This is a genomic window from Caulobacter sp. B11 (assembly GCF_002737765.1).
GTDB lineage: Bacteria > Pseudomonadota > Alphaproteobacteria > Caulobacterales > Caulobacteraceae > Caulobacter.
In genome coordinates this window covers 1-16,155 of sequence record NZ_PEGG01000016.1, presented here as the reverse complement: position 1 = coordinate 16,155, position 16,155 = coordinate 1, and the positions used below count along the sequence as shown (strand labels likewise).

At 62.9% G+C, this 16,155-nt stretch carries 14 protein-coding genes, 4 tRNA genes and 2 pseudogenes; 9 read left to right on the top strand and 11 right to left on the bottom strand.

Features of this window, described 5'->3' with window-relative positions; translation table 11 throughout:
- Positions 1-154: pseudogene (locus CSW58_RS14605) on the bottom strand (NADH-quinone oxidoreductase subunit B); the annotation flags it as partial.
- Positions 124-500: pseudogene (locus CSW58_RS01325) on the bottom strand (NADH-quinone oxidoreductase subunit A). The pseudogenes CSW58_RS01325 and CSW58_RS14605, both read right to left, overlap by 31 nt.
- A gap of 199 nt (positions 501-699) precedes the next feature.
- Here CSW58_RS01325 and CSW58_RS01320 point away from each other — a divergent pair.
- From CSW58_RS01320 to CSW58_RS01310, 3 genes are all read left to right on the top strand, one after another.
- Positions 700-776, top strand: a tRNA-Asp gene (locus tag CSW58_RS01320).
- 74 nt (positions 777-850) lie between these two features.
- A tRNA-Asp gene (locus tag CSW58_RS01315) sits at positions 851-927 on the top strand.
- A 91-nt stretch (positions 928-1,018) separates the two neighbouring features.
- Positions 1,019-2,032, top strand: coding sequence for an LLM class flavin-dependent oxidoreductase (locus tag CSW58_RS01310; protein ID WP_099446002.1), 1,014 nt, complete (start codon positions 1,019-1,021; stop codon positions 2,030-2,032).
- Here the strand turns inward: CSW58_RS01310 and CSW58_RS01305 are convergent.
- The 5 genes from CSW58_RS01305 to lon form a co-directional block, all read right to left on the bottom strand.
- A complete protein-coding gene (locus CSW58_RS01305; RefSeq protein WP_369825050.1) occupies positions 2,029-3,219 on the bottom strand; it encodes a glycosyltransferase family 4 protein in 1,191 nt (396 codons plus the stop codon). The genes CSW58_RS01310 and CSW58_RS01305 overlap by 4 nt on opposite strands.
- Before the next feature lie 305 nt (positions 3,220-3,524).
- Positions 3,525-4,415, bottom strand: a complete 891-nt coding sequence (locus tag CSW58_RS01295; RefSeq protein WP_099446001.1) for an SPFH domain-containing protein — start codon at positions 4,413-4,415, stop codon at positions 3,525-3,527.
- Positions 4,416-4,587: 172 nt separating this feature from the next.
- Positions 4,588-4,662 (bottom strand) — tRNA-Val (locus CSW58_RS01290).
- Positions 4,663-4,737: 75 nt separating this feature from the next.
- On the bottom strand, positions 4,738-5,016 hold the full coding sequence (locus CSW58_RS01285; protein ID WP_099446000.1) for an HU family DNA-binding protein: 279 nt from the start codon (positions 5,014-5,016) through the stop codon (positions 4,738-4,740).
- Between the two features lie 149 nt (positions 5,017-5,165).
- Positions 5,166-7,565 (bottom strand): endopeptidase La, encoded by a 2,400-nt coding sequence (gene lon, locus CSW58_RS01280; protein WP_099445999.1) that lies wholly within the window; start codon positions 7,563-7,565, stop codon positions 5,166-5,168.
- A gap of 291 nt (positions 7,566-7,856) precedes the next feature.
- Between lon and CSW58_RS01275 the strand changes: the two genes are divergently transcribed.
- Entirely contained in the window at positions 7,857-9,023 is a 1,167-nt protein-coding gene (locus tag CSW58_RS01275) for a hypothetical protein (RefSeq protein WP_099445998.1), read from the top strand.
- 111 nt (positions 9,024-9,134) lie between these two features.
- On the opposite strand, the gene clpX is transcribed toward CSW58_RS01275, so the two are convergent.
- Positions 9,135-10,397, bottom strand: a complete 1,263-nt coding sequence (clpX, locus tag CSW58_RS01270) for an ATP-dependent protease ATP-binding subunit ClpX (protein WP_099445997.1) — start codon at positions 10,395-10,397, stop codon at positions 9,135-9,137.
- Positions 10,398-10,764: 367 nt separating this feature from the next.
- Between clpX and CSW58_RS01265 the strand changes: the two genes are divergently transcribed.
- Positions 10,765-11,436 carry an HAD-IB family hydrolase gene (locus CSW58_RS01265; RefSeq protein ID WP_099445996.1) on the top strand — a complete coding sequence of 224 codons (672 nt, stop codon included), beginning with the start codon at positions 10,765-10,767 and terminating at the stop codon, positions 11,434-11,436.
- A 61-nt stretch (positions 11,437-11,497) separates the two neighbouring features.
- On the opposite strand, the gene CSW58_RS01260 is transcribed toward CSW58_RS01265, so the two are convergent.
- The 3 genes from CSW58_RS01260 to CSW58_RS01250 all read right to left on the bottom strand — a co-directional run bounded on the left by CSW58_RS01260 (position 11,498) and on the right by CSW58_RS01250 (position 13,920).
- Complete coding sequence (locus CSW58_RS01260) at positions 11,498-12,121, bottom strand: ATP-dependent Clp protease proteolytic subunit (RefSeq protein WP_369825049.1); 624 nt, start codon at positions 12,119-12,121, stop codon at positions 11,498-11,500.
- A 186-nt stretch (positions 12,122-12,307) separates the two neighbouring features.
- Complete coding sequence (gene tig, locus CSW58_RS01255; protein WP_304441618.1) at positions 12,308-13,666, bottom strand: trigger factor; 1,359 nt, start codon at positions 13,664-13,666, stop codon at positions 12,308-12,310.
- Between the two features lie 169 nt (positions 13,667-13,835).
- A tRNA-Leu gene (locus CSW58_RS01250) sits at positions 13,836-13,920 on the bottom strand.
- Positions 13,921-14,208: 288 nt separating this feature from the next.
- Between CSW58_RS01250 and CSW58_RS01245 the strand changes: the two genes are divergently transcribed.
- Genes CSW58_RS01245 through CSW58_RS13915 form a run of 4 tightly spaced genes read left to right on the top strand, consistent with a single transcriptional unit; the run spans position 14,209 to position 16,102 of the window.
- On the top strand, positions 14,209-14,526 hold the full coding sequence (locus CSW58_RS01245) for a hypothetical protein (protein ID WP_099445993.1): 318 nt from the start codon (positions 14,209-14,211) through the stop codon (positions 14,524-14,526).
- Complete coding sequence (locus CSW58_RS01240) at positions 14,516-15,640, top strand: HigA family addiction module antitoxin (RefSeq protein ID WP_099445992.1); 1,125 nt, start codon at positions 14,516-14,518, stop codon at positions 15,638-15,640. The genes CSW58_RS01245 and CSW58_RS01240 overlap by 11 nt, the downstream gene beginning before the upstream one ends.
- 10 nt (positions 15,641-15,650) lie before the next feature.
- Complete coding sequence (locus CSW58_RS01235) at positions 15,651-15,884, top strand: hypothetical protein (protein WP_099445991.1); 234 nt, start codon at positions 15,651-15,653, stop codon at positions 15,882-15,884.
- A 59-nt stretch (positions 15,885-15,943) separates the two neighbouring features.
- A complete protein-coding gene (locus tag CSW58_RS13915; RefSeq protein WP_161494534.1) occupies positions 15,944-16,102 on the top strand; it encodes a hypothetical protein in 159 nt (52 codons plus the stop codon).
- Positions 16,103-16,155: the final 53 nt, after the last annotated feature.

Genomic DNA, 16,155 nt, shown 5'->3' with positions numbered 1-16,155 from the left:
TTGTCGGCCAGTTGACCCGACAAACCGTCGAAATAGGGTCGTGAAGCTTGGGGTCATAGCCCTGAACCGTCGAACGCGCGGCCGAACCGGCAGGCACGAGGGGCGAGCTATTGGCGGGAACGATCACTCCCATTCGAGGGCGCCCTTCTTCCATTCATAGATGAAGCCGACCGTCAGGACGCCCAGGAAGGTCAGCATCGACCAGAACGCGAACTGCGCGACGTCGTGCGGCAACTTCATGAGCGCGACGGCCCAGGGAAACAGGAACGCCACTTCCAGATCGAAGATGATGAACAGGATCGACACCAGATAGAACCGGACGTCGAATTTCATGCGCGCATCGTCGAAGGCGTTGAAGCCGCATTCGTAGGCGGACAGCTTTTCCGGGTCAGGCGCCTTGGGCGCGAGCACGGCGCGGCCAGAAGAAAGGCGATGCCGATTACGGCCGCGATCCCGAGAAAGATCACGATCGGCAGATACTGGAGAAGGAAGGCGTTCATGACAGCCCTTGGCTTGAATCGAGCGGGTTGTAGCCCACTGTCGCCGGGCTTCAAACGCCTCAATCACATTGAGAAACGGTCGCAACTGGAGATCCCTCACAGCTTCCTCGACATGGCCGTTGACAGGCCCCCCGCCGCGACCTATCAGACGCCCCTCGCCGCACGGCGGGTCGCACTTTCGCTTCGGCGAAGGCTCAATGCGGATGTAGCTCAGTTGGTTAGAGCGCCGGCCTGTCACGCCGGAGGTCGCGGGTTCAAGTCCCGTCATTCGCGCCACCTTCCCTCGAAGGTGAACGCCGCCCACCCCAGGCAAACGAGATTCGCGCCAATTTCTTCCTTTGGCGCGCGATGCGGATGTAGCTCAGTTGGTTAGAGCGCCGGCCTGTCACGCCGGAGGTCGCGGGTTCAAGTCCCGTCATTCGCGCCATTTCCCTTCGAAATCGCGATTTTTCGCCGAGTTTGCTCCTAATCGCGCTCTCGGCTGTTGAGCTTGTCGGCCGCAGCCCCGATCTAGGGCCATGACCAAGCTGTCCCCTCCGCGTTTTTCTGTCCTCGATCTGGCGCCGGTGCCAGCCGGCACGTCCATTGGACAGGCCCTGCACAACAGCCTCGACCTGGCCCGCCATGCCGAGTCGCTCGGCTATCATCGCTACTGGCTGGCCGAGCATCACAACATGCCGGGCATCGCCAGCGCCGCCACCGCCGTCGTCATCGCCCATGTCGCCGCCGGCACCGCGACGATTCGCGTCGGTTCAGGCGGGATCATGTTGCCCAATCACGCACCCTTGATGGTCGCCGAGGCGTTCGGAACCCTCGCCGCGCTCCATCCAGGCCGAATCGATCTGGGCCTTGGCCGCGCTCCGGGCACAGACCAGCCCACGATGCGGGCGCTACGCCGCTATATGGGCGCCGTTGATTCGTTCGCCCAGGACGTGGTCGAGCTGCAGGCCTGGTTCCGCCCGGCGACTCCCGAGCAAGCTGTGCGCGCCGTTCCGGGCGAAGGCCAGGACGTCCCACTCTGGCTCCTGGGCTCCAGCACCTACAGCGCCCAGCTTGCCGCGGCCCTGGGACTTCCCTTCGCCTTCGCGGCCCATTTCGCGCCGGATCAGATGATGGATGCGATCGACATCTATCGCCGCCACTTCAAGCCCTCGGAGGCGCTCGACAAGCCCTACGTCCTGGTTTGTATCGGCGTGTGCGCGGCGGACACCGACGCCGAGGCCCGACGGCTCTACACCTCAACCCAACAGCAGTTCATCGCCCTGCGTCGCGGGCGGCCCGGCTTGCTGCCGCCGCCGGTCGACGACATCGCCGAGATCGCGTCACCGGCCGAACTGGCGGGTCTAGACCACACCTTCCGCTATGCGGCGATCGGATCGCCCGACACCGTGCGGGCCAAGATCAACGCGGTCCTCGAACTGACCGGCGCCGACGAACTGATGGCGGCCTCTCAGATCCACGACCACGCCGCGCGTAAGCATAGCTATTCGCTCTTGGCTGGGTTGAAGACAGAACTCGAGGCTGCGGCCTAATGAGGCTTTGCAGCCAGCGTCGCTCGGCCAGGATCAAAGGCCTGATGGCCCGTCAATCGACCATAGATTGTCGATAGCCTTGTAAAGACAGCGTCCCAGCCATGGCGCTGCTCCGCGCGCAGTCGGGCGGCCACGCCCAAGGCCTGGGCGTCCCGGGCGAAAAGCGACTCGACCGCGGCGGCGAAGGCGCCGGACTCGGACGCCGAGGCCAGAGCCCCGACTTGGTCATCCACGGACTCGGCGACGCCGCCCGCCGCCACCCCGACGACGGGGAGGCCGCACGCCATGGCCTCCAGGACGATCAGCCCGAAGGGTTCATTGTCATTGGCGTGCACGAAGGCGTCGCAACTGGCCAGAATCGCGGCTAGGCCACGCGGATCCCGCTCGTAGTCCAGGCAGATCACACGGTCACTGGACGGTGCGCCCGCCCCCGCGCCCACGAACAGCAGCACATAGGGATCCCCCAGTCGCTCGACGGCCTCGACCAGCACGTCCAGCCTCTTCTCCTTGGCGGGGCGGCCGGCGAACACCAGAATCCGATGGCGGCTCGTCAAGCCCAGACGGCGTCGCAACCCCTCACGGTCCGCGCACCCTGGATGAAAGATCTCGGTGTCGACGCCGAGCGGCAACCCGATTGCGCCCTCGACCCCGGCCTCGATCAGGCGATTGGCGATAAACTGGCTGGGCGCAATGGCCTGGTCAAACCGGCCATAGATCGCGGCCCAGCGCTTCTGGACCGGCTTTTCCGCCCATTCCCCGATGTGAAGCGCGGCCAGCGCTCCCAGGTCCGTGTGACAGAACCCGACGACGGGAACGCCGAGCGCATCGCCGGCCTTCAGCGCGGCCAAACCCGGCGTGTAGGGATCGCCAGCCTCGATAATATCCGGCTGCTGTCGAATTAGGCGCTCCATCCAGGCCGCCTTGACGACAGGCCAGCGATAGCCGTCGCCGAACGGCAAGGGCGCCGCATAGATCGAGACGCGCCCGTGTCCATCCCGGGCGTCCCGCGGCCCCGGCACGACGAGGGTGTGGCGAACGTCGGGTCGATTGGCGGCGATCCAGGCCCGTTTCGAATTCAGATACCGCCGAACGCCGCCGCTTCGAGGCGCATAGAGCATGGTGGTGTCCACCAGCCGTACCTCGGATCCACGATCCTTCTTGGCGAGAGCCGCTTCAGAGCCCGCCAGTTCCTGAAACGAATCCGAGTTCACTTCCACCACGCCAAACCTCGTTGTGTCGCAAAGCTGGAATGCTCGCAGAGCCTTAAGGCGCTCCGGAAGCAGGAGGTTCCTCCGAAGCTTGAGCGCTGTCTACACCACCGATCACGCCCCTTCGAGACAAGGCTTCGCGCAAGAGCATCTCGACCTGAGCGTTGACGCTACGGAGCTCGGCCTGGGCCAGCCTTTCAACCGCCGCCAGCAGCTCCGGCCGGACACGCATTAAAAACGCGCGCCGGCCCGCCTTGGCGTCCGGACGTCCCTCGGCCACGGGGTCAGCCATACAGGGTGCCGGTATTGACGACGGGCTGGGCCTCGCGATCGGCGCACAGGACTACAAGCAGATTGGACACCATCGCCGCCTTGCGCTCGTCATCCAGCGTGACGACCTGGCGCTCGCTCAGTTGCTGCAGGGCGTTCTCGACCATGCCGACCGCCCCGGCGACGATCGTTCGGCGCGCCGCCAGGACGGCCTCGGCCTGCTGGCGCTTGAGCATCGAGCCGGCGATCTCCGGCGCATAGGCCAGGTGCATGAGGTGGGCCTCGTCGATCGTCACGCCCGCCACGGAGGTCCGAGACTGTAGATCCGCCCGCAAGCGCTCCCCGACCTCCTCGGCATCCGCGCGCAGGGTCGGTTCGCCCTCCTCGGCGTGGTCATAGGCGTAGTGACGGGTCACCTCGCGCAGGGCCGTCTCCATCTGGATGTTCATGAAGGCCACATAGTCATCGACGTCGAACAGGGCCTGGGCGGAGTCGGTGACCCTCCAGACGATGTTGGCGGCGATCTCGATGGGATTGCCGCGCTTGTCGTTGACCTTGAGCATCTCGCTGGTGACGTTGCGGACCCGTAGCGAGATCTTCTTGCGACCGTACCAGGGCAGGACCCAACGCAGCCCGGTAGAGCGATCTGTCCCCGCGTAGCTGCCAAATAGCGTGACCACATAGGCCTCGTTTGGCTGCAGGCTGTAGAAGCCCGCCAGCACCAGGACGCCCAACAGAACCAGACCGGCGCCCATCAGGGCCAGGCCGGGACCCAGGGCCTCGGCCCGGCTGAACGCCAGGATCCCCAAGGCAAACAGGATCGCGACGGCGATCAGGGCCTGACCGCCAGCCGTACCGCGATGGGGGCGCTCGGCCGAGGACTCGATCTTTGGGGATGTGTTCATGGGTCGGCCCTCCAGCCGTTGCATATCAAAATGATATCATTCTGATCGCGTAAGGCAACGCTTGACGGAGCCGCCGAAGGTGGACGCCGGGCTATTGTCGCGCAGCCGGAGACCGTCGCAGGATGTTGGGCGCGACGGGCCCAGAAGGGGCAATGAGCATGGGGAGATGAGGTGGTGGGCGGCGAGGGAATCGAACCCCCGACCCTCTCGGTGTAAACGAGACGCTCTACCGCTGAGCTAGCCGCCCGATGGGACCAGGGTCCCGGATGCAAAAGGGCGGGACGCCTCACGGCGCCCCGCCCCTTGAAAACGCCGGAATGGACTAGCCGTTCAGGGTGGTCTTCAGGCCTTCGCCAACCTGGAACCGAGCCGTCTTCGACGCCGGACGGTTCACGGTCTCACCGGTGCGCGGGTTGCGCGCGGTGCCCGCGGCGCGAGCCACGGCCTTGAACGTACCGAAGCCGACCAGACGAACGTCCTGGCCCGACTTCAGCGAAGCGGTGACGGTGTCGATGAAAGCTTCGAGGGCGTCCTTGGCCTGATTTTTGTTGATGCCCGCCTTTTCGGCGATCGCCGTGACGAGTTCGGCTTTTGTGGTCATGTTATTCTCCCAGCCTATTAAAGCGGCGGCGCTGGCAACAGCTTACGCCGCTTCGCTTGGGCAGGATTATGGCGGCCAAAAATGCCCCGTCAAACGAAGGCGGCGCGGGAATCTCCCGCGCCGCCCTAGTTATCAACAATAAGTTAGATTTAATGGGTCAGGACAGCGTCCCCATCGACGTCATCGGGCTTGCCGGGCTTGGTGAGCGGCTCGTCCGACTCACTCCATTCAACCGGAGTCAGCGGGCCCGTCAGGGCGTGCTTGAGCACCTCATCGACCGTGGAGACCGGAATGATCTCCAATCCGTCCTTCACCGACTGCGGCACGTCGACCAGATCCTTCTCGTTCTCCTGAGGGATCAGCACCGTCTTGACGCCAGAGCGTAGAGCCGCGAGCAGCTTTTCCTTCAGGCCGCCGATCGCCGTGACTCGCCCGCGCAGGGTGATCTCGCCGGTCATGGCGATGTCCTTGCGGATCGGGATCCCGGTCAGCACCGAGACCATGGCCAGGGCCATGGCGGCGCCGGCCGAGGGTCCGTCCTTGGGCGTGGCGCCGTCGGGCACGTGGATGTGCACGTCGGTCTTCTCGAACACCGGTGGCTTGACGCCAAAGTGCAGGGCCCGAGAACGGACGTAGGACTGAGCCGCGGAAATCGACTCCTTCATCACGTCCTTGAGATTGCCGGTGACCGTCATGCGGCCCTTGCCCGGCATCTTCACCGCTTCGATGGTCAGGATCTCGCCGCCATACTCCGTCCAGGCCAGGCCGGTGACGATGCCGACCTGATCGACCTCGTCGGTCTCGCCATAACGGTACTTCTTCACGCCGGCATATTTGGCCAGACGGGCGTCGTCGATCGTGATCGAGGCGACCTTCTCGCGCGCCAAGTCCCGCACGGTCTTACGTGCCAGATTGCCCAGTTCCCGCTCCAGCGACCGCACGCCGGCTTCCCGAGTGTAGTAGCGGATCAGGTCTCGGATGGCGTTGTCGGGCACCACGAACTCGGCCGTCGTCAGCTGGTGATCGGCCATCAGCTTGGGCAGGACGTGACGCTTGGCGATCTCCAGCTTCTCATCCTCGGTGTAGCCGGGGATGCGGATGATCTCCATGCGGTCCAGCAGAGGCTGAGGCATGTTCAGGCTGTTGGCCGTGGTGACGAACATCACCTGGCTGAGGTCATAATCGACCTCCAGGTAATGGTCGCCGAAGGTCGAGTTCTGGGCGGGATCCAGGACTTCAAGCAGGGCCGACGACGGGTCGCCACGATAGTCGCTGCCCATCTTGTCGATTTCGTCGAGCAGGATGAAGGCGTTGGTCGTCTTGGCCTTCTTCATCGTCTGGATGATCTTGCCGGGCATTGAGCCGATATAGGTGCGGCGGTGACCGCGAATCTCGGCTTCGTCACGCACGCCGCCCAGGGAGATCCGCGCGAAATCGCGGCCGGTCGCCTTGGCCAGCGACTTGCCCAGCGAGGTCTTGCCCACGCCTGGAGGACCCACCAGGCAGAGAATCGGACCCTTCAGCGAATTGGTCCGCGCCTGCACGGCCAGGTATTCAAGGATGCGTTCCTTGACCTTCTCCAGACCGTAGTGATCGGCCTCGAGCACGGCTTCGGCCTCGACCAGATCAACCTTCTTGGTCTTGGCCTTGCCCCACGGGATCGACAGCATCCAGTCGAGATAGTTGCGCACAACCGTGCTTTCGGCCGACATCGGGCTCATGTTGCGCAGCTTCTTAAGCTCGCCCTCGGCCTTGGCGCGAGCCTCCTTCGACAGCTTGGTCTTCTTGATGCGCTTTTCCAGCTCGATCAGTTCGTCGCGCTGATCGTCGGGATCGCCCAGCTCGCGCTGGATCGCCTTCATCTGCTCGTTGAGGTAATATTCGCGCTGGGTCTTCTCCATCTGCCGCTTCACGCGCGAGCGGATCTTCTTCTCGACCTGAAGCACGCTGATCTCGCCTTCCATCAGCGCGAACACCTTCTCCAGGCGCTTCACGATGTCGAAGATCTCGAGCAGGTTCTGCTTGTCGGCGATCTTGACCGACAGATGCGCAGCGATGCTGTCGGCGAGCTTGCCGGGCTCGGCGATCTGCGGGATCGACGCCAGCGCCTCGGGCGGCACCTTCTTGTTGAGCTTAACGTAGTTCTCGAACTGTTCGACGACAGCGCGCGACAGGGCTTCGGCCTCGGGGCCGGCCCCTTCATCTTCCTCGACCAGACCGATCTGGGCCTCATAATAGGCCTCCTGATCGGTAAAGCGGGCCACGGCGGCGCGGCCCTTGCCCTCGACCAGCACCTTCACGGTGCCATCGGGAAGTTTCAGCAGTTGCAGGACGGTGGCCAGGACGCCGACCTCGAAGATATCGCCGGGCGACGGATCGTCGTCGGCGGAATTCTTTTGCGTGACCAGCAGGATTTCCTTGTCGCCGCGCATCACCTCTTCGAGGGCGCGAACGGACTTGTCGCGTCCGACGAACAGGGGGACCACCATATGCGGGAAGACAACGATATCCCGCAGAGGCAACACAGGAAGCGTACGAATCTCAGACATGATGCTTTCTACTCCTGGCCGCCGCGTTTTACTCGCGCTCAGCCACGCGGGCCGCCGTCACGCCAGACGATGCGCCTGAGTCGTACGGCCCGTCCGCCCGGGACTGGGCGAATGCTCGCTATTTATGTGGATCTTTTACAACAGGGTTCAAGGCGACTCGCCCAATAGCGGCGACGGGTCGCGGCATGCCGCCCTTTCAAGGTCAGGCCAGCAAGCTGGGCCGTCAGTTCAACGATCGAAGAATCACCCGACAATGGATGCGTCTTTGACAGCGCCCGCCCGGAGGTCGTCATGCGTATCGTGGTGATGGACACTGGTCTTCGCAGTCAGACAGGGCATCACGACCATTTCGTTCGCGGCCTCAGTCATACCCTGGGCGAGCTTGGGATCAGGTTCGATTGCCTTGCGGCGTCAAACGTCTCGCCCGAACTCCAGCGCGACGTCGGCGCGGTGCCGCTATTTCGGGCCCACCACTACACCTGGTTGTCCAGCGACCCCTACGATCGTCTGGTCGAAGATTTCCGCCGACGGGTGCAGATGTTCGAGGCAGACCTTGAACGCCAGACCATAGGGGCGCTGACGGACGACGACATGATCCTGATGCCCACTGCGGCCTCGGCGGAGATATTTTCGCTGCTGCGCTGGTGCAAGCGGCGCGGGATAAGGCCGAAAATCGCCTGCATCGTCCACCAGCAGAGCCAACTGGCGAATCTCGATCTCGTCACGTGGGGGCAACTCCTGGCGCTCTGGCGCGATGTTTATCGCCAGGCCAAGGACTGGCCGGAGGACCGGCTATGGATCGGCGGCATGACGGGAAGCTTGGCGCGCCGTCTTGAACCCGTCTTGGATCGCCGGGTCCACGCCGTCGAGTCCATCCAGTGGGTCAAGTCACAGCCTCGCCCCCCGACTCGTCCGCCCGGCCAGAGGATGCGCGTGGGCCTGCTGGGCGCGCAGCGATACGACAAGGGTGACGCCCTGATCCGGGATTTGATCCAAGAAGTGCAGCTGAATCCAACGCCGATCCATCTGGTGATTCAGGCCCCCGGCCAGAGCCTGGAGCCGCAGACCGAAGGCTCGGCCGAGATCGAACATTTGACCGGGTGGACGCCCGACGACGCCCTGGAGCGCCTGATCGGGGAGTTGGATCTGATCGCCCTGCCCTATGTTCGAAGCGCCTATCGGCAATCCGGCCTGTTCGCCCTCGCCGCCCCCCTCGGCCGGCCCATGGTTGTTCCCAGCCGCACCTGGATGGCCGAACGGATCACATCCGGCTTCGCGGCGGGTGTCATCTATGACGGCGAACGTCCTCAAGACGTTCTGGAGGCGATCCTGAAAGCTCAGGACAATCTGGAGGCACTGACCGCCCTGGCTCTGGAGCGCGCAGGGCCCTGGCGAGCCGCGTACTCCGGCGATGGGCTCGTGCGATCGCTCGTTAAGTGGTTCACCAGCCCGGGCTGAGGGCGCGGCGCGCACCGCGCAGGCCACCCAGGATGCGTCCGTCGTGTGGGGCGCAGGAAAAAGGGCGCGCCCAGCGGACGCGCCCTCTGACAACTAGACAGCTTTCAGCGATCAGGCCGAGGCCGCGCCGCCCTTCTTTTCCGAATAGATCAGCAGCGGTTGAGCCCGGCCTTCGACGACCTCGGCATTGACCACCACTTCCTCGACGCCCTCGTAGTTGGGCAGCTCAAACATGGTCTCGAGCAGGATGCCTTCCATGATCGAGCGCAGGCCGCGCGCGCCGGTCTTGCGGGCGATGGCCTTCTTGGCGACGCCATGAAGGGCGTCCTCGGTGAAGGTCAGGCCGATGTTCTCCATCTCGAACAGGCGCTGGTACTGCTTGACGAAGGCGTTCTTCGGCTCGGTCAGGATCTTGACCAGGGCCGGTTCGTCCAGATCCTCAAGGGTGGCGATCACCGGCAGACGGCCGATGAATTCCGGGATCAGGCCGAAGCGTTGCAGATCGTCCGGCTCGACACCGCGCAGGATCTCGCCCGTGCGACGCTCTTCCGGATCGGTCACCTTGGCCCCGAAGCCGATCGACTTGCCCTGGCCGCGCGCCGAGATGATGCGCTCCAGGCCGGCGAAGGCCCCGCCGCAGATGAACAGGATGTTGGTCGTGTCGACCTGCAGGAACTCCTGCTGCGGATGCTTTCGCCCGCCCTGCGGCGGCACGGAGGCGACGGTGCCTTCCATGATCTTCAGCAGGGCCTGCTGCACGCCCTCGCCCGACACGTCGCGGGTGATCGAAGGATTGTCGGACTTGCGGCTGATCTTGTCGATTTCGTCGATATAGACGATGCCGCGCTGGGCCCGCTCGACATTGTAGTCGGCGGCCTGAAGCAGCTTCAGCACGATGTTTTCAACATCTTCACCGACATAACCGGCTTCGGTCAGGGTCGTGGCGTCGGCCATGGTGAAGGGCACGTCGATGATTCGGGCCAGGGTCTGGGCCAGAAGCGTCTTGCCGGTGCCGGTCGGACCGACCAGCAGGATGTTGGATTTGGCCAGTTCAACGTCGTTGTTCTTCGACGCGTGATTGAGGCGCTTGTAGTGATTGTGCACCGCGACAGCGAGCACCTTCTTGGCATGGCTTTGGCCAATCACGTAATCGTCGAGGACTTCGCAGATTTCACGCGGAGTCGGCACGCCGTCCTTGGACTTCACAAACGCGATCTTGTGCTCTTCACGGATGATATCCATGCAGAGCTCAACGCACTCATCGCAGATGAACACCGTCGGGCCGGCGATGAGCTTGCGCACCTCGTGTTGGCTCTTTCCGCAGAAAGAACAATACAGGGTGCTCTTGGTATCGCCGCTCGCGGCTTTCGTCATGATCGCTTCTCACGCTAGGGCGGATACGGCTGGAGCCGGGGCCACCGACTCTCGACTCGCATCCCACCGCCGAAGGCCCAGGATACGCGCCGGGAGTTGTCTAATCCTTGACATTCCCCGATCCGAACGCACCGCACAAGCCTTGCCGCCGATTTCCGACGTCAAGATGGTGGATGAAGCATGCGGTTTCCGGGATGGGAGTCTAAAATGGGAGGACCAAACCCAAACGCAAGCGGCCAGTATGGGCTGGATCGCCCCGCAACCGGGACGAAACGCGCGGAGCGGGTGTTGGCTTTGGCCGGATCCGCGGAATCGTGATCGAAGACGACTTATCGACGGAAGAATTGGCGCGTGAGCGCGGAGACGCATGGCGAAACGCACTCTGATGGCCCAGGGCCTCTCGGCCTCCCTGCCGATGACAGGCGACATGACCGGAAGCCCGCCGCTTGTGGCCTTCGATTTTGACGGCACCCTGACGGTCCGCGACAGCTTCACCGCTTTCCTCAAATGGCGGGTCAGCGGTTGGCGCTGGCGGCTGGGCTTGATCCGCCTGGCGCCGGCGGCGATCTCCTACCTCTTCCACCGTAATCGCGGCCGCATCAAGTCGGCGGCGATCCGCGAATTCCTCCGGGGCGTGCCCCTCGACAAGCTTGAAGCCGAGGCCCGGGCCTTCGCCGAGGCCGAGGCCCCTCGCCTGTTCCGCCCCGACGCCCTGGCTGTTTGGCGCCGCTGGCGCTCGCGCGGCGCGCGGATGGTGATCGTCACCGCCTCGCCCGACCTGGTCGTGGCCCCCTTCGCGCGCGGCATCGGCGCCGACGTCCTGATTGGGTCGCGCCTGACCCTGGACCTCGAGAACAGGGTCGTCGGCGGCCTGCTGGGCCCCAACTGCCGGGGTGCGGAAAAGGTCGTGCGGCTACGTGAGCAGTTCGGCGACGATATGACCCTCGCCGCCGCCTATGGCGACACCTCGGGCGACACCGAGATGCTCGCCATCGCCCAGGAGCAGGGCTACCGGATCTTCCGGGGCAAGCCCGGCTAGAAAAAAACCCCGCCGAGCGGTGGCTCGACGGGGTTCGTCTCAACTCTGAAAGCGAGCGCGCCTAGGAGCCGCTGTCGTCGTCGCGGCTTTCGTTGATGTGGTCGATCAGGCCCCAGGCCTTGGCTTCCTCGGCGTTCATGAAGTTGTCGCGGTCGAGCGAGCGTTCGACTTCCTCATAGGTGCGGCCGGTGTGCTTCACATAGATCTCGTTGAGGCGACGCTTGGTCTTCATGATGTCCTGGGCGTGCAGCTCGATGTCCGAAGCCTGGCCGCGGAAACCGCCCGAAGGCTGGTGGACCATGATCCGCGCGTTCGGCAGGGCGATGCGGTGACCCGGCGCGCCGGCCTGCAGCAGCAGACTGCCCATCGAGGCGGCCATGCCCATGCACACGGTCGAAACCGGGCACTTGATGTATTGCATGGTGTCGTAGATCGCCAGGCCCGACGTCACCACGCCGCCCGGCGAGTTGATGTACATGGCGATTTCCTTCTTGGGGTTCTCGGACTCCAGGAACAGCAGCTGGGCGCAGATCAAGCTGGCCATGCCGTCCTCGACCGGACCGGTCAGGAAAATGATCCGCTCCTTGAGAAGGCGCGAAAAGATATCGAACGCCCGCTCGCCGCGGCTGGTCTGTTCGACCACCATCGGCACGAGGTTCATCGCCGTCAAAGCCGGATCATACATAGGGATCGCCCTTCTCATGTTGGAGGCGTCGCGAATCAGCTGACGCGCCGCCGTCGCTCTCGCATATCGCGTGGCGCTTAACAGTTCGCAAGGAGGCGGCGTTTTTCAAACGTTACGCACGCCCATAAAAAAGGGCGCGACTCTCGCGAGCCGCGCCCTTTTACGTGACAGTTGGACCCTCGGGTCCTAGCCGCCGTAGCCTTCCGGAAGATCGTCTTCTTCCATCAGCTCTTCCTTGGAAACTTCCTTTTCCACGATCGTGGCCTTGGCGAAGATCAGGTCGACGACCTTGTCCTCGTAGATCGGAGCGCGGAGCGAAGCCTGAAGGTCGGCGCGCTGGCGGTACATGTCGAACACCTGCTGGGCTTGCGCGCCGTACTGGCGGGCTTCGCGCATCATGGCGTCGGCCAGTTCCTGCTCGGTGACGGCCACGTCGTTCTTTCGGCCGATCTCGGCGAGCACCAGACCCAGGCGCACGCGGCGCTCGGCGATCTTGCGATACTCGTCCTTGAGCTGGTCTTCGGACTTGTCGGCGTCTTCCGGCGGCAAGCCGCCCTGGGTCTTGTCGGCCTGCACCTGTTGCCAGATGCCGGCGAACTCGGCGTCGACCATGCGGGGCGGCAGCGGGAAGTCGTGCTTGGTGTCGAGGATGTCGAGCAGGGCGCGCTTGAGCTTGAATCGCGAGCTGTTGGCGTAACGGCCTTCCAGGTTCGACTTCAGCAGGTCCTTCAGAGCCTGCAGGTCAGACAGACCCAGGCGCTTGGCCAGTTCGTCATCGGCTTCGGAATCGACCGGGGCGCGCACTTCCTTGACGGTGGTGGCGAACTCGGCGGCCTTACCGGCCAGATCCTTGGCTTGGTAGTCTTCCGGGAAGGTAACCTTCACGGTGACGACGTCGTCGGGCTTGGCGCCGACCAGTTGCTCTTCGAAGCCCGGGATAAACTGACCCGAACCCAGCACCAGTTCCGCGCCTTCGGCCGTGCCGCCCTGGAAGGCGACGCCATCGACCGTGCCCAGGAAGTCGATGACCAGTTGGTCGCCGTCCTTGGCCTTGAGGCTCTTGCCCTTGCGGGGCTCATAGGTGCGGGCTTGCTTGGCCAGATCTGCCAGGGCCTCGTCGGTCTCGGCGTCCGAGACCTTGTAGACCGGCTTGGACAGCTCGATCGTGGCCGGGTCGATGGGCTCGAACTCCGGCATCACTTCAACGGCCAGTTCGAAGGCCAGGTCTTCGCCACCGGCGAGCACCTTGTCCATGTCGGACGACGGCTTCAGGTCGGGCTGGCCGGCGGGGCGCAGCTTATTGTCGTCGAGCACCTTCTGGGTGGTCTCGTTGAGCGTCTGCTCGATGACCTCGCCCATCAGCGCCTTGCCATACAGGCGGCGCACATGGGCGGCGGGCACCTTGCCAGGGCGGAAGCCCTTGACGTTCATTTGCGGCGCCACTTCGGCGATCCGGGCCGTAAGACGCGTGGCGAGTTCACTCGCGGGCACCGTAACGCCATAAACGCGGCTGAGGCCTTCGCCCGACTTTTCAACGATCTGCATCGACATTCTTAGCTTCCCGGACTGGCGCCGCGCGCCATACGTCCGTCCCAGGGGTCAAAACACCAAAGCCGCCCACGTCACCGGGGCGGCGAAAGAGCGCCCTTATGTCACGACACTCACGTCGATCAAAGGGGGTCACGCCTCAGGCCTGCAAAAGCAGCCCGGGGGCTGGTGCGGATGAGAGGACTCGAACCTCCACACCTTTCGATGCCAGAACCTAAATCTGGTGCGTCTACCAGTTCCGCCACATCCGCAACTGGCGATCCCCTATAGCGTAAAGGCTTTTTGGCCAAGGCTCAATTTGGCCCGGGTTTTCAAAACGGGAACAAGCGGGAAACCTTGGGAGCGGTCAGCATCGATAGTCCCGGAATAGTCCCGAAGATCGTTCCGGTTTGGTTCGCCTGAGGCTGGGCTGCGCCTTCATATGAGCCGCCGCGAACCACCTGAGCGCCGGACCACCCCAGCCTTTGAAGCCGCAACTTAACGCCATGCGTTCAGTCGCCAATTGACACCGCCACCGATTCTCATTAGTTAGGAGCGTCATGAAAATCGAGTTTGGGGACAAGCGCCTCGCCCTGATCTGGACGGAACGTGCGCACGAGTTGGGCCTCCCCTTCTCGGTCATCAAATCTTGCCGCGACAAGCTGGCCTTTATCGGGGCGGCGCCCGACGAGCGCACGCTACGAAACTGGAAAAGCCTACGATACAAAAAACTTGCGGGGACAAAGATGAAAAACGATCAATTCGCATTAATGATCAGTACAGGATCGTTTTTGTCCTCAACATTGATGAGCATCCACCAGTATTCACAATACTCGAAATTGGAGATACCCACTAAGGGTGGGAATTATGGACGGTAATTTTTACAACACCGAGACGCCGCATCCTGGGTTCTTTCTAAAGGAAGAGCTGGAAGAGCGCGGCTGGAGTCAGCGCGATCTCGCCTACATCTTGGGCACTCCGGAGCAAGCCGTAAATCTGATCTTGGCTGGCAAACGGGGCATTAGCCCTGAGATGGCTAAGGCTCTGGGCACGGCGTTTGACGTTCATGCGGACCTCTTTGCCAATCTCCAGCGTGCCTACGACATGTCGAGAGCGAGAGATCCGGATCCAAGCGTGGGCCGTAGGGCGCGCCTGCAATCGGCGTATCCGGTTCGCGAAATGATCAAGCGCGGTTGGCTCGAAGACACTGACGCAGCACTGCTTGAGGCACAGATGGCCTGCTTCTTCGAAGTGGCCAACTCGAATGAAATTCCTCACATGGAGCACGCAGCTAGAAAGACCGCCTACGACGAGTCTCCACCGGCCCAGGTCGCCTGGCTATTTCGAGTTAGGCAAATCGCGCGATCGACGCCCGTGGGGAAATACTCCGAAGCTGCGTTGCGGGAAGCGCTTCCTCGCCTGCGAGCTCTGATGATTGACCCGCAGGAAGCGCGCCATGTTCCGCGCATTCTCGCCGAGTGCGGTGTGCGCCTTATCTTCGTCGAACGTCTTCCCAACGCGAAGATCGATGGCGTGTGCCTGTGGCTGAATAAGCAATCTCCGGTAATTGGGATGAGCTTGCGGCATGATCGCATCGATAATTTTTGGTTTGTGTTGCGTCACGAGATTGAGCACGTCTTGAGAAAGGACGGGCAATCTAAGCCGATTATCGATGTCGATCTTGATGATACGAACTCTTCAGAACCGCTCCCCCCTGAAGAAATCGCGGCGAATGCAGCTGCAGCTGAATTTTGCATCCCAGAAAAAGAAATCAGCTTGTTCATAGCCCGCAAGTCGCCGTTTTTTGCCGAGCGAGACATCGTAGGGTTTTCTAAGCGACTACAGATCCATCCCGGCTTGGTAGTGGGACAAATTCAAAAGAAAACTAAGCGGTGGGATCTTCTGCGCAAACATCTGGTGAAGATTAGGCTTCACGTTTTGCCTGGGGCCGTCGTTGATGGCTGGGGGCAGCAGGCAGCTGTGCCTCTTTGAAGGAGATGTCATGACCAAGAACGAGACCCTGCAGCGGGCATGGCGCCGCTACGAAGAAGAGAACGGGCGCCTCGCTGCTACGGCGCGTGAGGTGGCCGAATGGGCCGTCTCTAAGGGGCTGCTGCAGTTGCCCTCGGTCGACCCTTACGATGCTCTGGCTGAGGACGTGGCCCGCGCCCTCCGCGAGGAGTATGCGACTGATCGCAAAGGCGCCGGTACCGGGTCAATCATGCTGTGCGCGTGACGAAAGGAGGCGTCCAGTACACCTTCTGGGCAATGCTCGGGCACGCCGAGAGATCTCATATGCAGCGGGCATTCATTCAACGACGCGAACAGATCGTTGGTGACTGCGTACAGCTTGCGACTGATGTGCTCGTTTACAACGAAATGAACACTAACGTCGAACCGATCCAGATGGTTTTGGACTTTACCGATGACGTCACCGAGCGCTGGGCGGCGTAAAAGCGAATAAAAATCAAATAGTTAGGGATATCCGAATAGTCCCGAAGCAGCGT